The sequence below is a fragment of the Streptomyces sp. CA-179760 genome (genome assembly GCF_050937045.1).
In the GTDB taxonomy this organism is placed as follows: Bacteria; Actinomycetota; Actinomycetes; order Streptomycetales; family Streptomycetaceae; genus Streptomyces.
The window spans coordinates 6,695,100-6,720,832 of the sequence record NZ_JBNJLZ010000001.1; the positions used below are offsets into that span (position 1 = coordinate 6,695,100).

Annotated in this window: 14 protein-coding genes and 1 pseudogene; 3 read left to right on the plus strand and 12 right to left on the minus strand. The window is 71.4% G+C overall.

Going from position 1 to position 25,733, the window contains the following annotated elements; genetic code table 11:
• Nucleotides 1-32: 32 nt before the first annotated feature.
• Together ACQEV8_RS30650 and ACQEV8_RS30655 are read left to right on the plus strand one after the other, a co-directional pair.
• Nucleotides 33-2,312 (plus strand): HelD family protein, encoded by a 2,280-nt coding sequence (locus ACQEV8_RS30650; protein WP_432973116.1) that lies wholly within the window; start codon nt 33-35, stop codon nt 2,310-2,312.
• A 63-nt stretch (nt 2,313-2,375) separates the two neighbouring features.
• Nucleotides 2,376-3,755: a cytochrome gene (locus ACQEV8_RS30655; RefSeq protein ID WP_432966661.1), complete on the plus strand. Its 1,380-nt coding sequence runs from the start codon at nt 2,376-2,378 to the stop codon at nt 3,753-3,755.
• Nucleotides 3,756-3,777: 22 nt separating this feature from the next.
• On the opposite strand, the gene ACQEV8_RS30660 is transcribed toward ACQEV8_RS30655, so the two are convergent.
• From ACQEV8_RS30660 to ACQEV8_RS30690, 7 genes and pseudogenes are all read right to left on the minus strand, one after another.
• On the minus strand, nt 3,778-4,188 hold the full coding sequence (locus ACQEV8_RS30660; protein ID WP_432966663.1) for a hypothetical protein: 411 nt from the start codon (nt 4,186-4,188) through the stop codon (nt 3,778-3,780).
• Nucleotides 4,185-4,655 carry a hypothetical protein gene (locus tag ACQEV8_RS30665; RefSeq protein ID WP_432966665.1) on the minus strand — a complete coding sequence of 157 codons (471 nt, stop codon included), beginning with the start codon at nt 4,653-4,655 and terminating at the stop codon, nt 4,185-4,187. The genes ACQEV8_RS30660 and ACQEV8_RS30665 overlap by 4 nt, the downstream gene beginning before the upstream one ends.
• A 146-nt stretch (nt 4,656-4,801) precedes the next feature.
• Entirely contained in the window at nt 4,802-7,495 is a 2,694-nt protein-coding gene (gene glgB, locus ACQEV8_RS30670) for a 1,4-alpha-glucan branching enzyme (protein ID WP_432966667.1), read from the minus strand.
• Nucleotides 7,496-7,636: 141 nt separating this feature from the next.
• A complete protein-coding gene (locus tag ACQEV8_RS30675) occupies nt 7,637-9,088 on the minus strand; it encodes a maltokinase N-terminal cap-like domain-containing protein (RefSeq protein ID WP_432966669.1) in 1,452 nt (483 codons plus the stop codon).
• Between the two features lie 176 nt (nt 9,089-9,264).
• Nucleotides 9,265-10,964 (minus strand): annotated as a pseudogene (gene treS / locus ACQEV8_RS30680) (maltose alpha-D-glucosyltransferase).
• Nucleotides 10,961-13,081, minus strand: a complete 2,121-nt coding sequence (locus tag ACQEV8_RS30685; RefSeq protein WP_432966671.1) for an alpha-1,4-glucan--maltose-1-phosphate maltosyltransferase — start codon at nt 13,079-13,081, stop codon at nt 10,961-10,963. Before ACQEV8_RS30685 ends, treS begins: the two are co-directional and overlap by 4 nt.
• A gap of 215 nt (nt 13,082-13,296) precedes the next feature.
• Nucleotides 13,297-14,499: a S8 family peptidase gene (locus tag ACQEV8_RS30690; protein ID WP_432966673.1), complete on the minus strand. Its 1,203-nt coding sequence runs from the start codon at nt 14,497-14,499 to the stop codon at nt 13,297-13,299.
• A 289-nt stretch (nt 14,500-14,788) separates the two neighbouring features.
• Here ACQEV8_RS30690 and ACQEV8_RS30695 point away from each other — a divergent pair, with 289 nt between their 5' ends.
• Nucleotides 14,789-17,407 (plus strand): glycosyltransferase family 1 protein, encoded by a 2,619-nt coding sequence (locus ACQEV8_RS30695; protein ID WP_432966675.1) that lies wholly within the window; start codon nt 14,789-14,791, stop codon nt 17,405-17,407.
• A gap of 74 nt (nt 17,408-17,481) precedes the next feature.
• On the opposite strand, the gene ACQEV8_RS30700 is transcribed toward ACQEV8_RS30695, so the two are convergent.
• From ACQEV8_RS30700 to ACQEV8_RS30720, 5 genes are all read right to left on the minus strand, one after another.
• On the minus strand, nt 17,482-18,000 hold the full coding sequence (locus tag ACQEV8_RS30700) for a DUF1990 family protein (protein ID WP_432966677.1): 519 nt from the start codon (nt 17,998-18,000) through the stop codon (nt 17,482-17,484).
• Nucleotides 18,001-18,069: 69 nt separating this feature from the next.
• Nucleotides 18,070-19,713 (minus strand): M4 family metallopeptidase, encoded by a 1,644-nt coding sequence (locus ACQEV8_RS30705; RefSeq protein ID WP_432966679.1) that lies wholly within the window; start codon nt 19,711-19,713, stop codon nt 18,070-18,072.
• A 229-nt stretch (nt 19,714-19,942) separates the two neighbouring features.
• Nucleotides 19,943-22,006 (minus strand): M4 family metallopeptidase, encoded by a 2,064-nt coding sequence (locus ACQEV8_RS30710; RefSeq protein WP_432966681.1) that lies wholly within the window; start codon nt 22,004-22,006, stop codon nt 19,943-19,945.
• Nucleotides 22,007-22,176: 170 nt separating this feature from the next.
• The gene (locus ACQEV8_RS30715; RefSeq protein ID WP_432966683.1) at nt 22,177-23,949 is read right to left on the minus strand and encodes an ABC transporter ATP-binding protein; all 1,773 of its coding nucleotides are present in this window, start codon (nt 23,947-23,949) and stop codon (nt 22,177-22,179) included.
• On the minus strand, nt 23,946-25,700 hold the full coding sequence (locus tag ACQEV8_RS30720; RefSeq protein WP_432973119.1) for an ABC transporter ATP-binding protein: 1,755 nt from the start codon (nt 25,698-25,700) through the stop codon (nt 23,946-23,948). The genes ACQEV8_RS30715 and ACQEV8_RS30720 overlap by 4 nt, the downstream gene beginning before the upstream one ends.
• Nucleotides 25,701-25,733 lie beyond the last annotated feature (33 nt).

Consider the following 25,733-nt stretch of genomic DNA (forward strand, 5'->3'; position numbering starts at 1 on the left):
AGAAGTCACGTGAAGTTCAGTGAGCACAGTATATCCGGGCGGGAGCGGAATTGTCAAACACCGAATTTCCGGACGATGAATTGCGACAGGAACAGGAATTCATCGACGGGTTGTACGCGCGCGTGGACGCGCTGCGCGGCGACGCCGAGACCTCCGTCGCGGACGCGCTCGCGCAGGGCAACACGCCCATGCAGGCCAGACTCGAGCGGGACATCCTCGTCGCCGAGCGCTCCGGGCTGCTCGCCGCCCTGGACGCGGTGGACGGCTCGCTGTGCTTCGGCCGGATCGACCTCACCTCGGGCGTCACCCACCGCATCGGCCGGATCGGGCTGCGCACGGACGACGCCGAGCGCACCCCCGTCCTGATCGACTGGCGTGCCGACGTCGCCCGCCCCTTCTACCTGGCCACCGGCCACACCCCGATGGGTCTGCGGCGCCGGCGGCACATCGCCACCGACGGCCGCCGGGTCACGCATCTGCACGACGAGATCCTCGACCTCGGTGACGAGACCCGCACCGGCCACGAGGACCCGACGGGCGACGCCGTGCTGCTCTCCGCGCTCAATTCGGCCCGCACCGGCCGCATGAGCGACATCGTGCAGACCATCCAGGCCGACCAGGACCGCATCATCCGCGCCCCGCACCGCGGCGTCATGGTGGTGGAGGGCGGCCCGGGCACCGGCAAGACGGCCGTCGCGCTGCACCGCGCCGCCTATCTGCTGTACGAGCACCGCGAACTGCTCGCCAAGCGGGCGGTACTGATCGTCGGGCCCAACCCGGCGTTCCTCGGCTACATCGGCGAGGTGCTGCCCTCCCTCGGCGAGACGGGCGTGCTCCTCGCGACCGTCGGCGAGCTGTTCCCCGGTGTGAAGGCGACCGCGGCCGACCCGCCCGAGGCCGCCGCCGTGAAGGGCCGGGCCGGTATGGCCGACGTCCTCGCCGAGGTCGTCCGGAGCCGGCAGGCGCTGCCCGACCCCGTCATCGCCATCGAGCACGACCGCGAGGTCCTCATGCTCGACGACGGTCTGGTGAACGTCGCCCGCGAGCGCACCCGCGACGCGAAGCTGCCGCACAACGCGGCCCGCGAGCACTTCGAGGGCCACATCCTCAACGCGCTCACCGACCTGTACGCCGAGCGGATCGGCACCGACCCCTTCGACGGGTCCAGCATGCTCGACCCCAGCGACATCACCCAGATCCGCGACGACATCGCCGAGAACCCCGACGTCTGGTCCGCCATCGACCAGCTCTGGCCGGTGCTCACCCCGCAGCGGCTCGTCGCCGGCTTCCTCGCCGCGCCCGAGGAGTTCCTGCCCGCCGAGGACGCCGAGGCCGTACGCCGTCCGGTGACCCGGCACTGGACGGTCGCGGACGTGCCGCTGCTCGACGAGGCCGCCGAACTCCTCGGCGAGGACGACCGGCTGGCCCGGGAGCGCGCCGCGCGCGAGCGGGAGGAGCAGATCGCCTACGCGCAGGGTGTGCTGGAGGTGTCGTACGCCTCCCGGACCTACGAGTTCGAGGACAAGGAGGACAGCGACCCCGACGGCAGCGAGGTGCTGTCCGCGCACGACGTCATCGACGCCGAGCGGTTCGCCGAGCGGCACGAGGAGGACGACCACCGCAGCGCCGCCGAGCGCGCGGCTGCCGACCGCACCTGGGCGTTCGGGCACATCATCGTCGACGAGGCGCAGGAGCTGTCGCCGATGGCCTGGCGGCTGCTGATGCGGCGCAGCCCGACCCGCTCGATGACCCTGGTCGGCGACCCCGCGCAGACTGCGGAGGCGGCCGGTGTCGGCTCCTGGGCGGGCATCCTCGCCCCGTTCGTGGAGGACCGCTGGGAGCACACCCGGCTGGGCGTCAACTACCGCACCCCGGCGGAGATCATGGACGCCGCGGCGGCCGTGGTCCGCGCCGAGCACCCGGACTTCGAGCCGCCGAGCTCGGTCCGCTCCACGGGTGTACGGCCGTGGGCGCGCGCCACCGACCACCTTCCCGGTGCGATCGCCAAGGCGGTCGAGGAGCTCACCCCGGCCGAGGGGCGGCTCGCGGTGATCGCGCCGCGCGACCTCCACCGCGGCCTCGCGGCCCGGCTGGACGGCGTGACGGCGGGCGCCGAACCCGACCTCACGCAGACGGTCGTCCTCCTCGACCCGCGCCAGGCCAAGGGCCTGGAGTTCGACTCCGTCCTGGTGGTCGAGCCCGGCCGCTACGGCACGAGTGACCTGTACGTTGCCCTCACCCGGGCCACTCAGCGGCTCGGTGTGCTGCACACCGGGGAGTTGCCGAAGGCCTTGTCGGAATCCTTCGTGTAGGAGCGGTAACAGTTCGTGTCGTAGTCACCGCCTGTGCACGGCCGGTGCGGTAAGCGTTGCGGTATGGAAGCCCAGCCCTACGCGGCCGCGCCGGCCGACAGCCCGGTGCTCGGATCTCTGCCCGTCGAGCCGCTGCTCACCCACGAGTTCGACGCCGACCCCGGCGCGGTGTACCGGCGGCTGCGCCGGCTGCACGGGCCCGTGGCACCGGTCGAGCTGATGGGCGTGCCCGTCTGGCTGGTGCTCGGCTACCGCGAAGTCCTCGACGTCCTGCGGGGCGAGTGCCGGTGGCGGCGCGACATCCGCTACTGGCGGGCCCGCGCCCAGGACGAACTGCCGTCCGGCTGGCCGCTGCTGGCCGGGTACGAGGTGCGGCAGACGATGTTCATGGACGACGAGGAGCACCGCGCCGCCCGGCAGACCCTGCACTCGGCGCTGCGGCCCTTCCAGGAGGCACATGGCCCGCAGGGGTGGGAGCTGCGGGCGGCCGTCTCCCGTTACGCGGACGATCTCGTCGCGCTGCTGGCCGCCGAGTCCGGCTCGGCCGGCTTCGCCGACCTGGGCGCCCAGTACACCAGGCCACTGCTCCTCATGGTCACCACCAGGCTGTTCGGCTGCCCTGTGGAACTGGGCGACGAACTGGTCATGGACCTGTGGCGGATGCTCGACGGCGGCCTGGGCGCCGAGCCCGCCACCGCCCGGGCCCTGGCGGCCTTCACCCGGCTCGCCGCCCACCGCCGGGCCCGCCCGGGCGACGACCTCACCTCGTACATGCTGCTGGCCGACCCGCGGTTGTCCGACGAACAGCTCGGCCGGGAGCTGTTCATGAACGCGGTCTACCTCAACGACATCACTGGCAACATGGTCCTCAACACCCTGTTGGAGGTCATCCGGGGCAATGCCACCGTCCGCCGCAGCATGTCGGCGGGGCAGTTCGGCGAGACGGTCGACCGGGCCGCCCTCGTCAACCCGCCGGTCGCCAACATGTGCTTCCGCTTCGCCGCACGGGACGTCCCGCTGGGCAAGTACTGGATCAGGGCCGGGGACGCGGTCTCCCCGTCCGCCGCCGCGGCCCACCAGGACCTGCTGGCGATCGGCAGCACCACCCTCGTCGACGCGGGCCTCAGTACCCACTCCCATCTGGGCTGGGGCGCCGGTCAGCACCAGTGCCCCGCCGCCGCGCGCGAACTCGCCGGGGTGCTCGTGACCCACGCGGTCGGCCGGATCCTCGACCACTTCGAGACCGTGGAACTGGCCCTGCCGCCCGACCAGTTGCCCTGGCGGGCAGGCCCGGTGGTCCGGGGCCTGCGGCTGCTGCCGGTGCGCTACGAACTGAACCGGCCCGCACGACAGCACCGGGGCGGCACCCTCCAGGAGACGGACCGGCGGACCACGGGCCTGCTGGCCGGGCTCAGGAGACTGATGTTCGGGACCCAGGCGTGACGGGTGCCTGGCCTGAACGTGGCTACCGCAACAGCGACTTGGGGTCTCGCAGGGCGTGCCACAGCCCGGCCGCGAGCGGTACGGCCGTCAGGGCGAAGAAGACCCAGAACACGAACTCGGCGCCGGGCGTCAGGTCGTAGGTGGTGCCGTCCTCCCACTCGCAGTAGGCCCGCGGCGGAAACGGCGTGGAGACTCCCCAGGCCTTCCCGTCCCCGAGGAAGCCCTCCCGCATCGGCTCTGCGGGGCAGGGGGCCGTCTCCGGAAACAGGGTGGGGTCGTCCGCCGTCATGATCACGATCCAGGTGACGGCACCGCACGGCACCGCCCAGAACACCGCGGTCCGCACCCACAGCGGCAGCAATGGATGCGCCAGCAGCCCGCGCAGCGCGACCAGGACCACCACGAGTCCGGCGAAGACGGGAAGCAGCGTCATGCCCCCGCCGCCGTCTTCCGGGTGCGGAGTTCGGTCGCGTAGCCCGCGCCGATGGCGAGCACGGCGGCCGACAGGGCGAAGGACACGCTCGCCCGGTTCATCCACACGTAGGAGGAGTCGCTGGAGTAGAAGCTGCCGTCCTCGCGGACGCAGTCGAAGCGCAGGGGCAGGTACGAGGACCGGTGGTGGGACAGGCCCTCGATCGTGTCCGGGCCGAATCCGTCCTGGCAGGCCGGAGCCGGGACCGAGGACGCGCCGTCGCCGAACGCCCACTCCGACTCCAGCACGGCGAAGAGCCCGAGGGAGTAGACGGACACGGCCGCCCATGCCGCCGCCGTGGCCGCACGGCGCAGCAGCAGCGGCAGCCAGGGTTCGGGTCGGCCCGGAAAGGCCATGGCGACGACCCCCGCGACCGCGACCAGTGCGCCGATGGCACACACGGCGGAGATACCGAGACCGATCAGCACGCCGTCACCCCCTCCCGCGCGGGCGGACCCCCACGGCCCGGTGGGGTGGCACGGCGCATCCCGCCACCCCACCAGGGTCCGACCGCACGGGCTGTGGCGGAAGCCACTCCTCCCGTCACAGAGGTGTCACAACGGGCAGCGGCCGCCTACGCCGGGCGCAGCCACACCGTCGACAGCGGCGGCAGGGTCAGGCGGATGCTGGCCGGGCGGCCGTGCCAGGGCTGGGCCTCGGGCTTGACCGGCTCGGGGTTGGTGTTGTCGCCGCCGCCGTAGCGGGCGGCGTCGGTGTTCACGGCCTCGTGCCAGGCGGGGACGTCCTCGGGCACGCCCAGGCGGTAGTCCTGGCGGACGACCGGCGCGAAGTTCGACACCGCCAGGATCGGGGTGCCCTCCGGGTCCAGCCTGAGGAACGCGAGGATGTTGTCGTCGGCGGCGTCCCCGACGATCCACTCGAATCCGGCCGGGTCGGTGTCGAGGCGCCACAGCGCCGGGGTCGCCCGGTAGACGGTGTTGAGGTCGCGGACCAGGTCACGCACGCCCCGGTGGTCGGGCTCGGCCCCGTAGCCCGGGTCCAGCAGCCACCAGTCCGGCCCGTGCGCCTCCGACCACTCGGCGCCCTGCGCGAACTCCTGCCCCATGAAAAGCAGTTGCTTGCCCGGATGGGCCCACATGAAGCCGAGGTAGGCCCGGTGCCCGGCCCGCTGCTGCCACCAGTCGCCGGGCATCTTAGACACCAGGGAGCGCTTGCCGTGCACGACCTCGTCGTGGGAGATCGGCAGGACGTAGTTCTCGCTGTACGCGTACACCATCGAGAACGTCATCTCGTGGTGGTGGTACTTGCGGTGCACCGGCTCATGGCTCATGTACTGGAGCGAGTCGTGCATCCAGCCCATGTTCCACTTCAGCCCGAAACCGAGCCCGCCGAAGCCGCTCGGGCCCTCGTGATGGGTGGCCCGGGTGACCCCGTCCCAGGCGGTCGATTCCTCGGCGATCGTGACCACGCCGGGCACCCTGCGGTACACCGTCGCGTTCATCTCCTGCAGGAACGCCACCGCGTCCAGGTTCTCCCGGCCGCCGTGCTCGTTGGGCGTCCACTGGCCCGCCTCGCGCGAGTAGTCGAGGTAGAGCATCGAGGCCACCGCGTCCACCCGCAGCCCGTCGATGTGGAACTCCTCGCACCAGTACAGGGCGTTCGAGACCAGGAAGTTGCGCACCTCCCGCCGTCCGAAGTCGAACTCCAGCGTGCCCCAGTCGGGATGCGCGGCCCGCAGCGGATCCTCGTGCTCGTACAGGGGCCGCCCGTCGAACTCGGCCAGCGCCCAGTCGTCCCGCGGGAAGTGGGCCGGCACCCAGTCCATGAGGACGCCGATCCCGGCCCGGTGCAGCGAGTCGACGAGGTGCCGGAAGTCGTCCGGCGTGCCGAGACGGGCCGTCGGCGCGTAGAAGCCGGTGACCTGGTAGCCCCAGGAGCCGCCGAACGGATGCTCCGCGACCGGCATCAGCTCGACGTGCGTGAAGCCCAGGTTCTTCACGTACCCGGGGAGCTGATCGGCCAGTTGCCGGTACGTCAGTCCCGGGCGCCAGGAGGCCAGATGCACCTCGTACACCGAGAACGGCGCCTCGTGCGCCGGGGCCTCGGCCCGCCGGGCCAGCCACTCGGCGTCGCCCCACTCGTACTCCGAGGACGTGATGACCGACGAGGTCGCGGGCGGCACCTCCGTGCGCCGGGCCATCGGGTCGGCGCGCAGCGTCTTCGAACCGTCGTGGCGGGTGATGTCGAACTTGTACAGCTCGCCCTCGCCGATGTCCGGCAGGAACAGCTCCCACACGCCCGACGAGCCCAGCGACCGCATGACGTGGCCGGTGCCGTCCCAGAAGTTGAAGGTGCCGGCCACGCGCACGCCGCGCGCGTTCGGCGCCCACACCGAGAAACGGGTGCCGGTCACACCCTCGTGGGTCATCGGGTGCGCGCCCAGCGCCGTCCACAGCTCCTCGTGCCGGCCCTCGCCGATGAGATGCAGGTCGAGGTCGCCCAGCGTGGGCAGGAAGCGGTAGGCGTCCTCGGTGTCCAGGACAGTGCCCTCGTACTCCACGAGCAGCCGGTACGCCGGCACCTCCCGCAGGGGCAGCAGCCCGGAGAAGAACCCCTGCCCGTCGTCGTGCAGCTCCGCCCGCAGTTCCCCGGCGACGACGGTCACCGACAGGGCGTACGGCCGGAACGCCCGGAAGGCGACCCCGCCGGGCACCGGGTGCGCGCCGAGCACGGAGTGCGGGTCGTGATGCGTACCGCCGAGCAGCCGCTCCCGGTCCACCGCGCCGACGGCGGGCGAGACGGCGATCTCCATCTCCGGCGGGACGACCTGGGCGGGGGCGGTCTTCTTGGCGGTGGCTTTCCTGGCGCCCGCTGTCTTGGCCGGGGCCTTCCTGGCAGGTGCCTTCCTGGCGGCGGGGGCCTTCTTCGCCGCGGCCTTCTTGGCAGGGGTGTGGGCGGCCGTGGTCTTGGTGGCCGCGGTCTTCGCGGTGGTGGCCTTCTTGGCGGCAGCCCTCGTGGTCGTCTTCTTCGCGGTCGTCTTCTTCGCAGGGGTCTTCTCGGCGGCCGCCTTCGTCGCGGCCACCTTCTTGGCGGTCGACTGCGCCGCGGTCGCCTTCGCGGGATCCGCCTTCTTCGCCACGGTCTTCTTCGCGACGGCCTTCTTCGCCACGGTCTTCTTCGCCACGGTCTTCTTCGCGGCGGTCTTCTTCGCCGCAGTCGACTTCGCGGCCGTCGCCTTCGTCGCCGGTGACTGCGCCAGGGCCGGTTTCTTGGCGGCGGCCTTCTTCGCCGCCGCCTGTTTCGGCACCGCCGTCTTCTTCGCGGAGCTCTTCCGCTGGGCGGCCGTCGGCTGCTCGGGGATCTTCTCCCCGGCCGTCTTCTTCGGGTGCGAACCGCTGGACTCGGAGCGGGGGTCACGGGCGCAGCCTCCTGGGCGCAGGTGGGTCAGTCAGGTCAGATGGCCGGACGAGGAGAGCCGGCTTATGGCGGCCAGGGGCACCGGCAGCCAGTCGGGGCGGTGGCGGGCCTCGTACACCACCTCGTAGATCGCCTTGTCCGTCTCGTAGGCGCGCAGCAGCACCGGGTCGGTGCGTGGATCGCGGCCGGAGGCCTCCGCGTAGCCGGAGCAGTACGCGGACCGGCAGGTCTCGGCCCAGTCCGGCTGGGGCGGATCGGCCGAGCGGGCCGCGTAGTCGAAGGACCGCAGCATGCCGGCGACGTCCCGCACCGCCGGCTGCGGCATACGCCGCTCGGGCAGGGGCCGGGCCGGCTCGCCCTCGAAGTCGATCAGCCACCACTCTCCGGCCGGTGAGCGCAGGCACTGCCCGAGATGCAGATCGCCGTGCACGCGCTGCGCGGTCCAGGTGCGGCCCTCGGCGGCCAGATCGCCGAGCGCCGTGAACGCCGACCGCAACCCGTCGGCGTAGGGGCGCAGCGCGGGCACCGCCTGGACGGCCGCCTCCAGCCGCTCCAGCATGCCGTCCACCATGAGCTGGAGCTGCATGTGACCGAGCGTGACCGTCGGCAACGCGCGGGCCAGCGCGCTGTGCACCTCGGCGGTGGCCCGCCCCAGCGCCCGGGCCTCGGCGCCGAAGTCCTCGCCCTTGGCCAGCTCGCGCAGCGCCAGCTCCCAGCCGTCGGAGGCGCCCTGCACGAACGGCTGGAGCACCCCCAGCACATACGGCTGCTGGGCGAGGTCCGCCGAGCCCGCCGAGCCCGCCGGGATCACCGGGTCCGCCGTGGGGTCGATGTCCGCGACCATCCAGGCCGTCGGCGCGGGCACCCGGGGGCAGCCCTCGCGGGCCAGCGCCAGCGGCAGCTCCAGATCGGGGTTGACCCCGGGCACGATCCGGCGCAGCAGCTTCAGGATGAACGTATCTCCGTAGACGACGGACGAGTTGGACTGCTCGGCGGTCACCACGCGGGGCACAAGACCGGACCGGATGTCCTGGCCGGGGTCCCGCTCGAAGCGGAGCCTGCCGATACGGGCCTGGGTGCGCAGCGCCTCCAGGAGCAGCTCGGCGGGCCGGGGGTCGTGCAGGGCGTCGTAGACGGTGCGGCCGGCCAGCGGCCCCGTCGGCACGTGTCCGATCAGCGCGGGCGCCAGCCGAGGCGGCAGCGCCTCGCGCACGCCTATCAGGAGCTGGTAGCAGTCGCCGGGATGGCCGGGCGCGCCGGGGGACGGCACGAGCGGCTGATGGGCGCGGACGAGCAGGTGGTACAGGCCCAGCTTGGCACTGACGGGGAGCAGCTCGGTGGCTTCGACCAGCGTGAACCCGGTGACCGGACGGCCCTTGCCGGCGAACCAGCGCTGGCGTGGCAGCCATTCCCGCAGCAGTGGATCCAGGGAGGCGAGAAGGCCGGGCGGGGTGGTGACGGTGCGTGTGACGGCTTCCGACATGACGTCGCGTCCTTTCACCCATGTGTGATGCGTCACCGGGTGGGGTGTTCTTCATGCGTGCCCCGGGCGGGGCAGGAGAAACGCCCCGCCGCGGGGTTTGCGGCCTGCCCTGCGGATCAGGCCTCAGCAGGCCTTTTCAGGCCCTACGCGGTCCCCGTACGGCCCTCATGAGGCCCTCATACGGTGTCCCCGCGGAGCCGGAACCAGTAGAAACCGTGGCCCCCAGGGTCAGCAGGTACGGGAGCTCGCCGATGGCCGGGAAGCGCACCCCGCCGAACAGCTCCACCGGGTGCCGGCCCTCGAAGGCGCTCAGATCCAGCTCCGTGGGCTGCGCGAACCGGGAGAAGTTGTTCACGCACAGCACCAGGTCGTCCTCGTACTCCCGCAGGAACGCCAGCACCGCCGGGTTCGTCGACGGCAGCTCGGTGTACGTGCCGAGTCCGAAGGCGGGGTTCTGCTTGCGGATCTCGATCATGCGGCGGGTCCAGTGCAGCAGCGAGGACGGCGAGGACATCGACGCCTCGACGTTGGTCACCTGGTAGCCGTAGACCGGGTCCATGATCGTCGGCAGGGACAGCCGCCCCGGGTCACAGGAAGAGAAGCCCGCGTTGCGGTCGGGCGTCCACTGCATCGGCGTGCGCACCGCGTCGCGGTCGCCGAGCCAGATGTTGTCGCCCATGCCGATCTCGTCGCCGTAGTAGAGGATCGGCGAGCCCGGCAGGGCCAGCAGCAGGGCCGTGAACAGTTCGATCTGGTTGCGGTCGTTGTCGAGCAGCGGGGCCAGCCTGCGCCGGATGCCGATGTTGGCGCGCATCCGTGGGTCCTTGGCGTACTCGGCCCACATGTAGTCGCGCTCTTCGTCGGTGACCATTTCGAGCGTGAGCTCGTCGTGGTTGCGCAGGAAGATGCCCCACTGGCAGTTCGAGGGGATGGCCGGGGTCTTGGCCAGGATCTCGGAGACGGGGTAGCGGGATTCCCGCCGTACGGCCATGAAGATGCGGGGCATGACCGGGAAGTGGAAGGCCATGTGGCACTCGTCGCCGCCGCTCGGGTAGTCGCCGAAGTAGTCGACGACGTCCTCGGGCCACTGGTTGGCCTCGGCGAGCAGCACGGTGTCGGGGTACTGGGCGTCGATCTCCTTGCGCACCCGCTTGAGGAAGTCGTGCGTCTCCGGGAGGTTCTCGCAGTTCGTGCCCTCCTGCTGGTACAGGTAGGGCACCGCGTCCAGCCGGAACCCGTCGATGCCCAGGTCCAGCCAGAACTTCAGCGCGGAGATCATCTCCTCCTGCACGGCCGGGTTCTCGTAGTTGAGGTCCGGCTGGTGGGAGAAGAAACGATGCCAGTAGTACTGCTTGCGGACCGGGTCGAAGGTCCAGTTGGAGGCCTCGGTGTCGACGAAGATGATCCGCGCGTCCGGGAACTGCTTGTCGTCGTCGGCCCACACGTAGTAGTCGCCGTAGGGCCCGTCGGGGTCCTTCCTCGACTCCTGGAACCAGGGGTGCTGGTCGCTGGTGTGGTTCATGACGAAGTCGATGATCACGCGCATGCCGCGCTGGTGGGCGGCGTCGACGAACTCCACGAAGTCGGCGAGGTCACCGAACTCCGGCAGCACGGCCGTGTAGTCGGAGACGTCGTAGCCGCCGTCCCGGAGCGGGGATTTGAAGAACGGCGGCAGCCACAGGCAGTCGACGCCGAGCCACTGGAGGTAGTCGAGCTTGGCGGTGATGCCCTTCAGGTCACCGACACCGTCGCCGTTGCTGTCCTGGAACGAGCGGACGAGCACCTCGTAGAAGACGGCGCGCTTGAACCACTCGGGGTCGCGGTCCCTGGCAGGAGTGTCCTCGAAGGTGTCCGGAACGGGTTCGTTGACAATCATGTTGTGGGTGACCCTCCCATCTGCGGGGTGGACGGTCGCAGCACCGTGAAGACGTGCGCGGGGCTCCGGCCCGGTTCGAGACGCACGTAGTTGGCCCTGCCCCAGTGATAGGTCTCGCCGGTGAGCTCGTCCCGCACCGGCACCGACTCGTGCCAGTCCAGGCCGAGTTGCGGCATGTCCAACGAGACCGTGGCTTCCTGGGTGTGGTGGGGGTCGAGGTTGGCGACCACCAGAACCGTGTTCGAACCCTGCCGCTTCGAGTAGGCGATCACCGCTTCCTGGTCCGCGTCGTGGAAGTGGAGGTCGCGCAGCTGCTGAAGGGCGGGGTTCTCCCGCCGGATGGTGTTGAGCCTGGTCAGCAGGGGGGTGAGGGTGCGGCCCTCGCGTTCGGCGGTTTCCCAGTCGCGGCGGGTGAGCTGGTACTTCTCCGAGTGGAGGTACTCCTCGCTGCCCTGCTTGAGCGGGGTGTTCTCGCAGAGTTCGTAGCCGGAGTAGATGCCCCAGGTCGGGGAGAGGGTCGCGGCGAGGACGGCCCTCACCTCGAAGGCGGGGCGTCCGCCCTGCTGGAGGTAGGCGTGCAGGATGTCGGGGGTGTTGGCGAAGAAGTTCGGCCGCATGTAGGACGCGGACTCGCCGGACAGTTCGGTGAGGTAGTCGGTCAGCTCCTGCTTGGTGTTGCGCCAGGTGAAGTAGGTGTAGGACTGCTGGAAGCCGATCTGGGCCAGGGTGGCCATCATGGCCGGGCGGGTGAACGCCTCGGCCAGGAAGATCACGTCGGGGTCGGTGCGGTTGATGTCGGCGATGACCCGCTCCCAGAAGACCACCGGCTTGGTGTGCGGGTTGTCCACGCGGAAGATCCGCACGCCGGTGTCCATCCAGTGCCGCAGCACCCGCACGGTCTCGGCGATCAGGCCGTCCATGTCGGCGTCGAAGGCGATGGGGTAGATGTCCTGGTACTTCTTCGGCGGGTTCTCGGCGTAGGCGATGGTGCCGTCGGGGCGGTGGTGGAACCACTCGGGGTGTTTCTGCACCCAGGGGTGGTCCGGCGAGCACTGCAGCGCGAAGTCCAGTGCCACCTCCATCCCCAGCGCTTTCGCCTGCTCCACGAACCAGGTGAAGTCCTCCAGGGTGCCCAGGGCGGGGTGGACGGCGTCGTGGCCGCCCTCCGGGGATCCGATCGCCCAGGGCACGCCGACGTCGTCGGGGCCGGGGGAGAGGGTGTTGTTCTTCCCCTTGCGGAAGGTCGTGCCGATGGGGTGGATCGGGGGCAGGTAGACGACGTCGAAGCCCATCGCGGCGATCGCGGGCAGCCGGCGGGCGGCGGTGCGGAACGTGCCGTGCGGCTGCTTCGCGGTGCCTTCGGAGCGGGGGAAGAACTCGTACCAGGAGCCGTACAGGGCCCGCTCGCGCTCGACGAGGAGCGGCAGGGGCTCGGAGGTGGTGACCAGGTCCCGCAGGGGATGGCGGGCCAGGACCTCGTCCACCTCCGGCGTCAACGCCGCCGCGAGCCGCGCGGCAGCCGGGCGGCTCTCGTCCCGCAGGGCGTCGACGGCGGCCAGGACCACGTTCCGCAGGCCCTCCTCCTCGGGTACGCCGTCTGCCGCCCGCTCGTAGAGGCGCGCGCCCTCCTCCAGGACGACGTCGGTGTCCATCCCGGCGGGGATCTTGATCTGTGCGTGGTGGCGCCAGGTGCCGACCGGGTCGCCCCACGCCTCCACGGTGAACGTCCACAGGCCGGGCTCCCCGGCGGTGACCGTGGCACCCCAGCGGTCCGTGCCGGGGGCCAGCTCCCGCATCGGCGTCCACGGCCCGGGGCGGCCCTCGGGGTCCTTGAGCACCACATTGGCGGCGACCGCGTCGTGCCCCTCCCGGAACACGGTCGCCGAGATGTCGAAGGTCTCGCCGGTCACGGCCTTGGCCGGCCGGCGGCCGTGCTGGACGACCGGGCGGACATCGAGCACGGGTATGCGCCCGACGGCGGTCGCCTCGCCCGCGGGGGGTGGTTGCGGGACCGGTGGACCGGCGTCGGCCGGGCGCACGGGACGTTCCCCGCCGCCGGGCGCGCGCGCCCCGGTGCGGCGGGTCGGGGGTGGTGACGAAGGGTGCTTGGCGGGCATGACCGCTCCTGTCCGCGTCAACGTGGGTGGGCGGAGGTCTATGGGGAGGTGGGTCCTGCGTGGTGCTCCTGAGAGGGGTACCCGCAGGAGCCTTCCCACCCTATTCGGGTGGGCAATCCGGCACTTTGTTAACTACTCACGCGTATGTCGACACACAAGACCGGCCTCGTCCGCGGCGGACGAGACCGGCCCCTGTGCGTGGCTGCTCCTTCGCCCTACGAGTGCGGCACCCGCAGTAACTTGTCCGGCGAACCGGCACCCCGGCCGGAGATCTTCCCGGTCGCCGCTCCCGTGGTCAGAGCCCTCCCGACCTGGGACGGAGTCGCTTTCGGATGATCGGCCAGATACAGCGCGGCCGCGCCCGCCGCGTGCGGAGAGGCCATCGAGGTGCCCGAGAACGTGGCCCGCGCGGTGTCGCTCGCGGCGGCCGCGGAGGTGATGTCGACGCCCGGGGCGAAGAGATCGAGGGCCGGGCCGTGGTTGGAGAAGGCCGGTTTTGTATCCCCGCGGTCGGTCGCGCCGACCGTGATCGCCTGCTTGACGCTCGCCGGGGAGTACAGCCCGGCCGGCCTGCCGTCGTTGCCCGCGGCGACCGTGTAGCTGACGCCGGAGGCGACGGAGGCGCGGACGGCGGCGTCGAGCCTGTCATTGCGCGGGCCGCCCAGACTGAGGTTGGCGACCGCGGGCTTCCTCGCGTGCCGCGTCACCCAGTCGATCCCGGCGATCACCCGGGCCGTGGTGCCGGCGCCCGCGGCGTCCAGGACACGTACGGAGACGATCCGGGCCTTCCCGGCGACGCCGTGGGTCTTCCCGGCGACCGTGCCGGCCACGTGCGTGCCGTGGCCGTTGGCGTCCGCCGCGACCTTGTCGTTCCCCACGAAGTCCCAGCCGTGGCTCGCCCGGCCCCCGAAGTCCCGGTGGCTGGTCCGGACGCCGGTGTCGATCACGTACACCGTCACCCCGGCCCCCGCCGGCTCGGGCCAGGTGTAGCTCCGGTCCAGGGGCAGACTCGGCTGGTCGACGCGGTCCAGTCCCCAGGACGCCGGGTTCCGCCGCGTGCCCTCCAGCCGTACGCGGGTGTCCTGGACGACCGAGGCGACCCGGGGATCGGCGGCGAGCCGCGCGGCCTGTCTCGCGTTCGCCCTGATCGCGTAGCCGTTCAGGACCGTGCCGTAGGTGTGGCTGATGCCCACCCCGTAGGTCTCGGCCAAGCTCATTCCGGCCTCCGACGGTGCCCGCGTGCCCTCCTTCAGTGTCACGAGGTAACTGCCGTGCACGGAGCCGGGTCCTCCGGCGCCGAGTATCCGCCCCTCAGGTACGGCGTGCGCGGGCAGGGTGATGGCCGAAAAAGCCGCGGCGCAGACCGCCGCGGCCAGGCCCCCCGTCCAGCGCGGGCGCCGTGAGCGCGTCCGTGCCATGGTCCGAGTTCCCCTCCTCGACTCGGCGTACGGCGGCCTCGCGGCGCCGCGTGCGGCAGGCTCGGGCCGGTACGCCAGAGGCAGCCTCTCGTGGCGCGTGAAACACCACAAGGACGCCTATGGGGGTGGAATCGGCCATATCCGTGAATGGTGCTGTTCAGGCCGATCGGGCGGCCGACGGCGGAGCCTCAGCGGCGGTGGCACATCCGCCGGTACTGTCGTAGGAGACGTCGATGAAGCCCAGTGTCAAAGCCCTGCGTCAACCAGCGAACGCGCCGAGGTGGAACCCGTGAAGGCGATCCGTCGATTCACCGTCCGACCCGTTCTCCCCGACCCCCTCCGGCCGATCGGCGATCTGGCCCGCAATCTGCGGTGGTCGTGGCACACGGAGACCCGTGACCTGTTCCAGTCCGTCGACCCCGAGCGCTGGGCCGCCTCCGGGTGCGACCCGGTCCGGCTGCTGGGCAGCGTGCCGCCCGCGCGGCTCGCGGACCTGGCCGAGGACCGCCGGTTCCTGCGCCGCCTCGCCGCCGTCGCGGGCGATCTGCACGACTACACGACCGGCGACCGCTGGTACCAGGCCCAGCCCGAGGAACTTCCCGCCGCGGTCGCCTACTTCTCACCCGAGTTCGGCATCACAGCCGCCCTGCCGCAGTACTCCGGCGGCCTCGGCATCCTGGCCGGCGACCATCTGAAGGCGGCCAGCGACCTGGGCGTCCCGCTGATCGGCGTCGGCCTGCTCTACCGGCACGGCTACTTCCGCCAGACCCTCTCCCGGGACGGCTGGCAGCAGGAGCACTACCCCGTCCTCGACCCGAACGAGCTGCCCCTGGTCCTGCTGGAGGAGCCCGACGGCACCCCCGCCCAGGTCGCCCTCGCCCTGCCCGGCGGCAAGCAGCTGCGCGCCCGGATCTGGCTGGCGCAGGTCGGCCGGGTCCCGCTGCTGATGCTGGACTCGGACGTCGAGGAGAACGACCTCGGTGAGCGCGGCGTGACCGACCGGCTCTACGGCGGCGGCAGCGAGCACCGGCTGCTGCAGGAGATGCTGCTGGGCATAGGGGGTGTGCGGGCGGTCCGGACGTACTGCCGGCTGACCGGGCACCCCGCGCCGGAGGTCTTCCACACCAACGAGGGGCACGCCGGGTTCCTCGGTCTGGAGCGCATCGCCGAACTCTGCGCGGCGGGCTCGGACTTCGACGCGGCGCTGGAGGCGGTCCGCTCCGGGACCGTCTTCACCACCCACACCCCCGTCCCGGCCGGCATCGACCGCTTCGACCGCGAGCTGGTCGCCCGCCACTTCGGCCCCGACGCGGAGCTGCCCCGCATCGACGTCGGGCGCGTCCTCAAACTCGGCATGGAGACCTATCCCGGCGGGGAGCCCAACCTCTTCAACATGGCCGTGATGGGCCTGCGCCTGGCCCAGCGCGCCAACGGGGTGTCCCTGCTGCACGGCAACGTCAGCCGCGAGATGTTCTCCGGCCTGTGGCCCGGCTTCGACGCCGACGAGGTGCCGATCACGTCCGTGACCAACGGGGTGCACGCACCCACCTGGGTCGCCCCGGAGGTGTTCCGGCTCGGCGCCCGGCAGATCGGCGTCCAGCGTGCCGAGGACGCGCTGACCGTCGGCGGCTCGGACCGCTGGGACGCGGTGGCGGACATCCCCGACCAGGAGATCTGGGAGCTGCGGCGGGGCCTGCGCGAACAGCTCGTGACCGAGGTGCGGGAGCGGCTGCGGGCCTCCTGGCGGCAGCGCGGGGCCGGTACGGCCGAGCTGGGCTGGATCGACGGCGTGCTCGACCCGGACGTCCTCACCATCGGCTTCGCCCGGCGCGTACCGTCGTACAAGCGTCTGACGCTGATGCTGCGCGACCGCGACCGGCTGATGGACCTGCTGCTGCACTCCGAGCGGCCCGTCCAGATCGTCGTCGCGGGCAAGGCGCACCCCGCGGACGACGGCGGGAAGCGGCTGGTGCAGGAGCTGGTGCGGTTCGCGGACGATCCGCGGGTGCGGCACCGGCTCGTGTTCCTGCCCGACTACGGCATGGCCATGGCGCAGAAGCTGTACCCGGGCTGCGACATCTGGCTGAACAACCCGCTCCGGCCGCTGGAGGCCTGCGGCACGTCCGGGATGAAGGCGGCGCTCAACGGTTGTCTCAATCTGTCCGTCCTCGACGGGTGGTGGGACGAGTGGTTCCAGCCCGACTTCGGCTGGGCCATCCCCACGGCCGACGGCGTCGGGACCGATCAGGACCGCCGCGACGACATAGAGGCCGCGGCGCTGTACGACCTGCTGGAGCAGCGGGTGACGCCCCGCTTCTACGAGCGGGGCCGCAGCGGGCTGCCCGACCGCTGGATCGAGATGGTCCGCCGGACCCTGAGCCTGCTCGGGCCGAAGGTGCTGGCCGGGCGCATGGTCCGCGAGTACGTCGAGCGGCTCTACGCGCCGGCGGCTCTCGCGCACCGCTCGATGGTTCCGGACACGGCTCGGGATCTCGCCGAGTGGAAGGCGCGGGTGCGGGCGGCGTGGCCGCGGGTCACCGTCGACCATGTGGAGACGTCGGCGTCCGAGGCTCTGGCTGAGCTCGGTACGACGCTGGGGTTGCGCGTGCGGGTCGGCCTCGGTGATCTCGGCCCCGATGACGTGGACGTGCAGGTCGTCTCGGGGCGGGTGGACGAGGCGGACCGGATCGGTGACGCGACGGTCGTTCCGCTGAAGCCGGTCGGGTCCCCCGGGGAGGACGGGCGGTGGGTGTACGAAGGGGCCTTGTCCCTGGATCGCACCGGGCCTTTCGGGTATACGGTGCGGATCCTTCCCGCGCATCGGTTGTTGGCCTCAAGCGCGGAGTTGGGGCTGGTGGCCGGGCCGTCCGAGGAATTGGTGGAGGCGGCGGGGTTGCTTATGCGGTGAGTCGTCGTCTGCGGGTGCGTGGGGGGCTGGTCGCGCCCGCAGACGGAGCCACATCTGGAGACAGCCCCGCGCGCCTAAGCCGTATCCAGTTCGGCGACCAGTTGTCGCAGTACGGTGCCGCACCTGCGTGCGTACGCGTGCTGGAAACCCCTGGTCGCCAGGCCGCCCGCCCTCGCGTACCACTTGGCCGCCCGGCTGAAGGCGTTCACCGTCAGCCAGACCGTGCCGTCGCCCGTGCGGTCCACGACGAAGGACTCCTCGCCGCATTCGGGGTGGCCGGTCAGGGTGCCGTAGGCCCAGCCGACGCGGCGGGGCTCCTCCACCGTCCACACCACACGGCAGGGGGCCTTGATCATGCCGGCGAGGGTGATGGTGACGTCGACGCCGGGGGCGGCTCGTTCCGCGCTCGCGTCGACGCCGACGCCCATGGCCCGGTGCATCTCCCAGGTGAGCACCGCCTCCGAGGCCCGTCGGAAGACCTCCTCGCCCTCCCCGAGGCGGGTGCGCACGTTCATGGGGTGGAAGCCCGGCGGGCAGAAGTGCTCCTCGCGGGTGGCGCCGACATCGGCGTAGGTGAAGTCCTCCGAAGACATGGTCCCCAAGAGTAGGGCGGTACCCGGAGCCGCCGTCGCTCCGGGTACCGCCCGTGGGTCGTGCTTCGGTCAGCCGACGTTGACGGCGGACCAGGCGGAGGCGACCGCCTTGTACTCGGTGCTGCTCGCGCCGTAGAGCGCCGAGGCCGCGTTCAGGGTCGCCGTACGGGCCTGCGCGTACTTGGTCGTCGACGTCATGTACGTCGTCAGCGCCTTGTACCAGATCTGCAGTGCCTTGGTGCGGCCGATGCCGGTGACCGTGGAGCCGTTGGAGGTGGGCGAGTTGTAGGTCACGCCGTTGATGGTCTTCGAGCCGCTGCCCTCGGACAGCAGGTAGAAGAAGTGGTTGGCGGGACCGGAGGAGTAGTGGACGTCCACGCCGCCGAGGCTGGAGGACCAGGCGTCCTTGGACGAGCCGTCCTTGCTGGGCTTGTCCATGTAGCGCAGCGGGGAGCCGTCGCCGTTGATGTCGATCTCCTCGCCGATGAGGTAGTCACCGACGTCGGAGGAGTTGTTCGCGAAGAACTCGGCGCCCGCGCCGAAGATGTCGCTGGTGGCCTCGTTCAGACCGCCCGACTCGCCGCTGTAGTTCAGGCCCGCAGTGGCCGACGTCAGACCGTGGCTCATCTCGTGGGCGGCCACGTCGAGCGAGGTCAGCGGGTTGGCGTTGCCCTCGCCGTCGCCGTAGGTCATGCAGAAGCAGCTGTCCGACCAGAAGGCGTTGACGTAGGCGTTGCCGTAGTGGACGCGTGAGTAGGCCGCCTTGCCGTCGTTGCGGATGCCGCTGCGGCCGAAGGTGCTCTTGTAGAAGTCCCAGGTCACCTGGGCGCCGTAGTGCGCGTCGGCGCCGGCGGTCTCCAGGTTGGACGGGCTGCCGGTGCCCCAGACGTCGTCCGCGCCGGAGAAGAGGGTGCCGGTGCCGGAGGTGCCGCGATTGAGGTTGTACGTCTTGTGGCCGCCGCGCGTGCCGTCCGTCAGGTTGTACGACGAACCGGACTTGGTGGTGCTCAGGTCGACCTTGCCGCTGTACGTGGTGTTGCCGGTGCCGGTCTCGATGGCCTGGTGCTCGTACAGCTTCTTGCCGGTGGCGGCATCGGTGACGACGTGCAGCTCGTTCGGCGTGCCGTCCTCCTGGAGGCCACCGACGACGGTCTCGTAGGCGAGGGTGGGCTTGCCGTCGGCCGCCCAGATCACCTTGCGGGGAGCGGAGTTCGCCTCGGTCTTCTCCGAGCCGGCCGCCTTGGCGAGCGTCACGGCCTGCTTCTCGGCCTTGGCGGCGGCGACAGCCGGCTTGAGGGAGGCGACCTCGATGGTGGCCTTCGTCGCTCTGGTCACGCCCTTGGCCACGCCGGACTTCGACTCGTGCACGACGAGGTCGCCGCCGAGGACCGGCAGGCCCGCGTAGGTGCGCTCGTAGCGCGTGTGGACCGTGCCGTCGGCGTCCTTCACGACGTCCTTGACGACCAGCTTCTCCTGTTCGCCGAGGCCTATCTCGTCGGCGGTCTCCGGGGCGTCCGCCTGCTGCTCCTTGACGAGAGCCGTGCGGGCGGGAGCGGAGAGCAGGACGGGGGCGGCGGCGAGGACCGGCTTGGAGGAGGAGTCGGCGGCGACGCTGCTGCCGGAGGTCAGACCGGTGGTGAGCAGGGCGCCGGCGGCGACGGCGGTGGCGATGGCCAGCGTGGTGCGCTTGTGACGCGCGTAGAGGGGGGTCACACGAGCTCCTTGATGTGGGGGTGATGCTGGGGTGCTGTGCGGCGGGTGGGGGAAGAGTGGCACCAAGGGCGCGTACATGTCAGGAGCAGGGCTTGATGTTGGCCGGAAATCGACGACAGGCTGACCGTTCCGGGCATGTGAAGCGGGCGCCGTCCCGGGGGAGTCGAACCCACCGGGGCGGCGCCCTGACTTGGGGAACCGTTGCGGCCTACGGCTCACGGCTCACGGCCTACGGGAAAGTGAGCTTCCAGCTGTTGATGTAGCCGGTGTCGATGGCCGCGTTGTCCTGGACCCGCAGCAGCCAGGTGCCGTTGGCGACCTCGGAGGAGGCGTTCACCGTGTAGGTCTCGTTGATGTTGTCCGCGCTGCCGCCGGTGTTGTAGCCCTTCAGCGTGTACGCCGTACCGTCGGGGGCGACCAGATCCACCTTGAGGTCGCCGATGTAGGTGTGGACGATGTCCACGGCGACCTGGAGGTTGGAGGGCGCGTTGCCCGTCCGGCCGGTGACGGTGACCGGCGAGGTGACCGCCGCGCCCCGGTCCGGAATGGCCACGTCGGCGGCGTTCTCGAAGGACGTTCCGCCGCCGCCTCCGTCGCCGGGACGGGTGCCGACGTTGATGCCGGCCCACGCGTGCTGGACCGCCTTGTACTCGGCGCTGTCGGTGCCGTAGAGCTCGCCGGTCGCGGCGAGGGTGCCGGTGCGGGCGCCCGCGTAGTTGGTCGTGGACGTGAACTTCGTCGTGAGCGCGCGGAACCAGATCTTCTCCGCCTTGTCCCGGCCGATGCCGGTGACCGGAAGGCCGTCCGAAGTGGCCGAGTTGTAGGTGACACCGTTGATGGTCTTGGTGCCGCTGCCCTCGCTCAGCAGATAGAAGAAGTGGTTCGCCGGGCCCGAGGAGTAATGCACGTCGATCGAGCCGATGCCGGAGTACCAGCTGTCCTTGGACGAGCCGTCCTTGCTGGGCTTGTCCATGTAGCGCAGCGGGGTCCCGTCGCCGTTGATGTCGATCTCCTCGCCGATGAGGTAGTCACCGACGTCGGAGGAGTTGTTCGCGTAGAACTCGACGGTCGAGCCGAAGATGTCGCTCGTCGCCTCGTTCAGACCGCCGGACTCGCCGCTGTAGTTGAGGCCCGCGGTGTTCGAGGTCAGCCCGTGGGTCATCTCGTGGGCGGCCACGTCGATCGACGTCAGCGGGTTCGCGTTGCCCGAGCCGTCGCCGTAGGTCATGCAGAAGCAGCTGTCCGACCAGAACGCGTTGACGTAGTTGTTGCCGTAGTGGACCCGGGAGTAGGCGCCCACGCCGTCGCCCTTGATGCCGCTGCGGCCGTGCACGTTCTTGTAGTAGTCCCAGGTCAGCGCGGCCCCGTAGTGGGCGTCGGCACCGGCCGACTCCAGGTTGGAGGGGGTGCCGTTGCCCCATACGTCGTCGGGGCCGGAGAAGAGGGTGCCGGTGCCGGAGGTGCCGCGGCCCAGGTTGTACGTCTTGTGGTTGCCGCGGGCGCCGTCGGTGAGGTTGTACGTCGACCCGGACTGGGTCGTGGTGAGGTCGACCGTGCCGCTGTAGACCGTGTTGCCGGTCCCGGTCTCGATGGCCTCCCACTCGTACAGCTTCGCGCCGGAGGTGGCGTCGGTGACCACGTGCAGTTCCTGCGGGGTGCCGTCGTGCTGGAAGCCGCCGACGACCGTCTCGTACGCCACGACCGGCTTGCCGTTCGCGGCCCAGATCACCTTGCGGGGCTCGCGGTTGATGTCCGGGCTCTTGGCCTCGTCGGCCTTGCCGGCGGTCAGTGCCTGCTGCCGGGCCTTCGCGGCGGACACCGCTGTCTTCGTCGTGGCGGGCTTGATCGCGGCGCGGGCGGCCTTCGTGACGGACGCGGTGGCGTCCGCCTTCGTGCTCTCCACGACCAGGTCGCCGCCGAGGACGGGCAGGCCCGCGTAGGTGCGCTCGTAGCGCGTGTGCACGGTGCCGTCGCGGTCCTTCAGGACGTCGCGGACGACCAGCTTCTCCTGGGCGCCGAGGCCCAGGTCCTTCGCGGCCTCGGCCTTGCCTGCGTTCGCCTCCCGGATCAGCGCGGCGCGCTGGGCGGGGGTGAGCCGGACCGATTCCGAGCCCGGCTTCGCCTTGCTCGCGGCTGCCGGTGCCCTGTTCTCCGGGGCGGCGGTGGCGGTGCCGGTCTGCACGGCGGCGGCGATCAGCGCGGCGACGCCGGCGAGGGCCACGGCCGCGGTGCGGCGAGGGGTGTGGGGAGTGCGTCTGTGGGAGGTGCCTCTTCGCGAGGAACTGCTTCTCAACACTGACTCCTTCTGCAGGGCCGGGGGTCGCCCGGCCTGGGGAGGTGGAGGTGTTGCAGTGGGGTTTCTGTGGAGCAGTCGTGGGAAGCGTGGCAGGCGAGTGCGCTTTCTGTCAGGACCGTGTCAAGAGTATGGCCGGAAACGGTTCGTTGACCGGAAGTTCATGTTCGTTATACGGACCCTTGCCGGTCCTCGGGCAGGTCCCCGTGCCAGGAGTGCCACAGGGCCGCGTACGCCCCGCCGGCCGCCACCAGCTCGTCGTGCGTGCCGAGTTCGGTCAGCAGGCCGTCCTCCATCACGGCGACCCGGTCGGCGTCGTGGGCGGTGTGCAGCCGGTGGGCGACGGCGATGACGGTGCGTCCCTCGAGGACGGCGGCCAGCGCACGCTCGGTGTGCCGGGCGGTCGTCGGGTCCAGCAGGGCGGTCGCCTCGTCCAGGATCAGCGTGTGCGGGTCCGCCAGCACCACCCGGGCGAGGGCGAGTTGCTGGGCCTGCGAGCCGTCCGTACGGCAACCGCCCTGGCCCAGCCGGGTGTCCAGGCCCTCCGGCAGCTCCCGCACCCAGGTGTCGGCGCCGACCACGGCCAGCGCTTTCCACACCTCCTCGTCACCGGCGGACGGCTCGGCGATCCGCAGGTTGTCACGGACCGAGCCGAGGAATACATGGTGCTCCTGGGTGACCAGGACGACCTGGCGGCGCAGCCGCTCCGGCCCGAGCCCGACCACGGGCACGCCGCCGACCGTCACCGAGCCGGCGGTCGGCGCGTCGATGCCCGCCAGCAGCCGGCTCAGCGTGGTCTTGCCTGCCCCGGAAGGCCCGACCATGGCCAGCCGCTCCCCGGGTGTCACCGTCAGATCGACGCCGCGCAGCACCTCGACGCCCCCGTCGTAGGCGTAGCGCGCGCCCGTGACGTCGATGCGGTCACCGGCCGGATCCGGACACTCCCCCTCGCCTGCCGCGCGCGGGGCCCGGGCCAGCCCCTCCACGCGGGCGAACGAGGCGCCGCTGCTCTGCAGTTGCTCGACCCGGACCAGGATCTCGTCCAGCGGCCCGCTCAGCTGGTGCAGATACAGGGCCGCCGCCACGACCGCCCCGAGGCTCATCGAGCCCGACGCGTGCAGGGCCCCGCCGATCACCAGCACCCCTGCCACGGGCAGGACGTAGGAGACCTCCACCGCCGGGAAGAACACGCTGCGCAGGTAGAGCGTGTGGAAGCGGGTACGGCGGGACGTCTCCAGGGCGTCGTGGCTCGCGGCCGTGCGCCGCTCCTGGAGCCGGAAGGCCTCCACTGTGCGCGCCCCGGCCGCGGTCGCGGCGAGGATCTCCGCCACCTCCGAGGTCGCCGCGCCCTCGGCCAGATACCCGTCCCGGGCCCGGCGCAGATACCAGCGCAGCGCCAGCCAGATGGGCGTCAGGCCGAGCACGCCGAGGGCGCCGAGCAGAGGGTCCAGGAAGAACACCGCGCCGGCCAGGAACAGGGTCTGCACGAGGTTGATGAGCAGGATGGGGCCTGCGTCGCGCAGGGTGTTGCCGACGGTCGTGACGTCCGAGGTGCCGCGGGCCGTCAGGTCGCCGGTGCCGGCGCGCTCCACCACCGAGGCGGGCAGGGTGAGCGCGCGGTCCACGAACCGCTCCCGTACCCGGGCGAGGGTGCGCTCGCCGAAGCGGTGGCCCACGTAGCGGGCCCAGCGGGCGAGGAGCAGTTGCGCGAGGGCGCACAGGAGGAGGACCAAGGCGAGGCGATCCACCGCTTCGACGCCGTGGCCCGCCCGGACGTCGTCGATCATCCGGCCCAGCAGCCAGGGGCCCGCCAGACCGGCCACGGCGGCGAGGGCGTTCAGGGCCAGGACCGTGGTGAAGGCTTGCTTGTCGGCGCGGACGAGAGCGAGCAGGGCGCGTCGGACGTCGGTCCGTTCGGCGACGGGGAGGTGACCATGGGTCATCCCAGGACCTCCTCGGTGTCCCTTGCCACGAGGGCGCGGTAGCCGGGGGTGGTGTCGAGGAGTTCGTGGTGGGTGCCGGAGGCCGCGACCTTGCCGTCCTTCAGGTAGTGGACGGTGTCCGTGTGGTCCAGGACCAGGGGGGAGGTGGTGGTGACGACCGTGGTGCGGCCTCGGCGGGCCTCGCTGAGCCGGGCGGCGACGGTGGCTTCCGTGTGGGCGTCCAGGGCTGAGGTGGGTTCGACGCTGAGGAGGATTTCGGGGTCGGCCAGGAGGGCTCTTGCCAGGCGGACGCGTTGGCGCTGGCCGCCGCTGAGGTTGCGGGCCTGGGCGGTCATCGGGGTGTTCAGGCCGTGGGGGAGGGCCTGGACGATGTCTTCCGCCGCGGCGGTGTGGAGCGCCTTGTGCGGTGCCGCGTGGTGTGGAGTGGCGTCCGCGGGTGCGTTGGGGTTGTTCGCGCCGTTCCCCGCGCCCCTGAAAGAAGGGGCGATCATGTCCTGGAGGGTTCCTGCGAAGAGGTCGGCCTCGTGGTCGGCCACCACAATGCCCGCCCGGATCTGGTGCAGGGCGATCTCGTCCAGGCGGATGTCGCCCCAGGTCGCGTTCGACTGGGCATAACGGCCCAGGCGGTCCACCACCGCCGTGGCATCGGCGGGGTCTTCCGCGACCAGGGCCGTGAGACGGCCCGGCCGGATGAGTACGCCCGACTCGGGTTCGTACAGGACCGACGGCTCGGACGGGGCGTCCAGGGTGCCTGTGTCGGGCATCGGTTCCAGGCGCAGGAAACCCACGACCCGGCGCGCGCACACCACGCCCCGGCTGATCTGGTAGCCGCACTCCACCCAGAAGGACACCGGGCCCACCAGGACCGCCACATAGCCGTACACCGACACCAACTGGCCCACGGTGATGTCCCCCTGGGCGGCCAGGCGGCCCGCGAGCCAGGTCACCACGGCCAGGAAGAGGGTCGGCAGGCCGATCCCCAGGGCCTGGACCCAGCTGGTCACCGCGCCGACCCGGTAGCCCTGTTCGCGCAGCCGCTGCGAGTCGCGGCGGAAGGCGTCCGCGATCAGTGTCTTGCCGCCGAGCCCGGCGAGGACCCGCAGTCCGCCCGCCAGGTCGCCGATCCGCGCGGTCAGGACGCCCTGCCGCTCGCGGTACTCCGTCTCGGAGCCCTGCAACCGTCCGAGCAGCGGCCCGACGAGCAGGACGATCACCGGGATGCCGAGCAGGACGATCGCCGCGAGGAGCGGAGAGACCGACACCAGCAGGGCGGCGATGACGAGGTAGGCCACGACCGAGCCGACGCCCGGACCGACGACCGTCAGGGCCTGACTGACCGTCTGTACGTCGCCCACGCCGATCGTGACGACCTCCCCGGCCCCCATCTGCCGCGGCAGCGCGGCGCCGAGCCGTACCGCCTGGCCGACGACGACCTTCACGGTGCGGAAGTTGGCGTCCATCCGCACCCGGGTCATCGTGCGGTGCCGCATGATGCTCAGCCAGGCGTTGAACGCGCCCACCGCGAACAGCGCCCCGCTCCAGAGGGCCAGCGCGCGCGGGTCGCCGGGCTCGAGACCGTCGTCGATCGCCCGGGACATCAGATACGGCGTGGCCGCCAGCAGCACCATCCACACACTGCCGAACATCGCCCCGGCCGCACACCGCCAGGGCTGCCGGGTGACCAGCCACCACAGGTAGCGGCCACCGCCACGGCGGTCGGGTGCGCCGGGGTCCTCGTACGCGTCGATCATCCGCCCGCCCTCCGCCTGCAGGATCCGCGACCT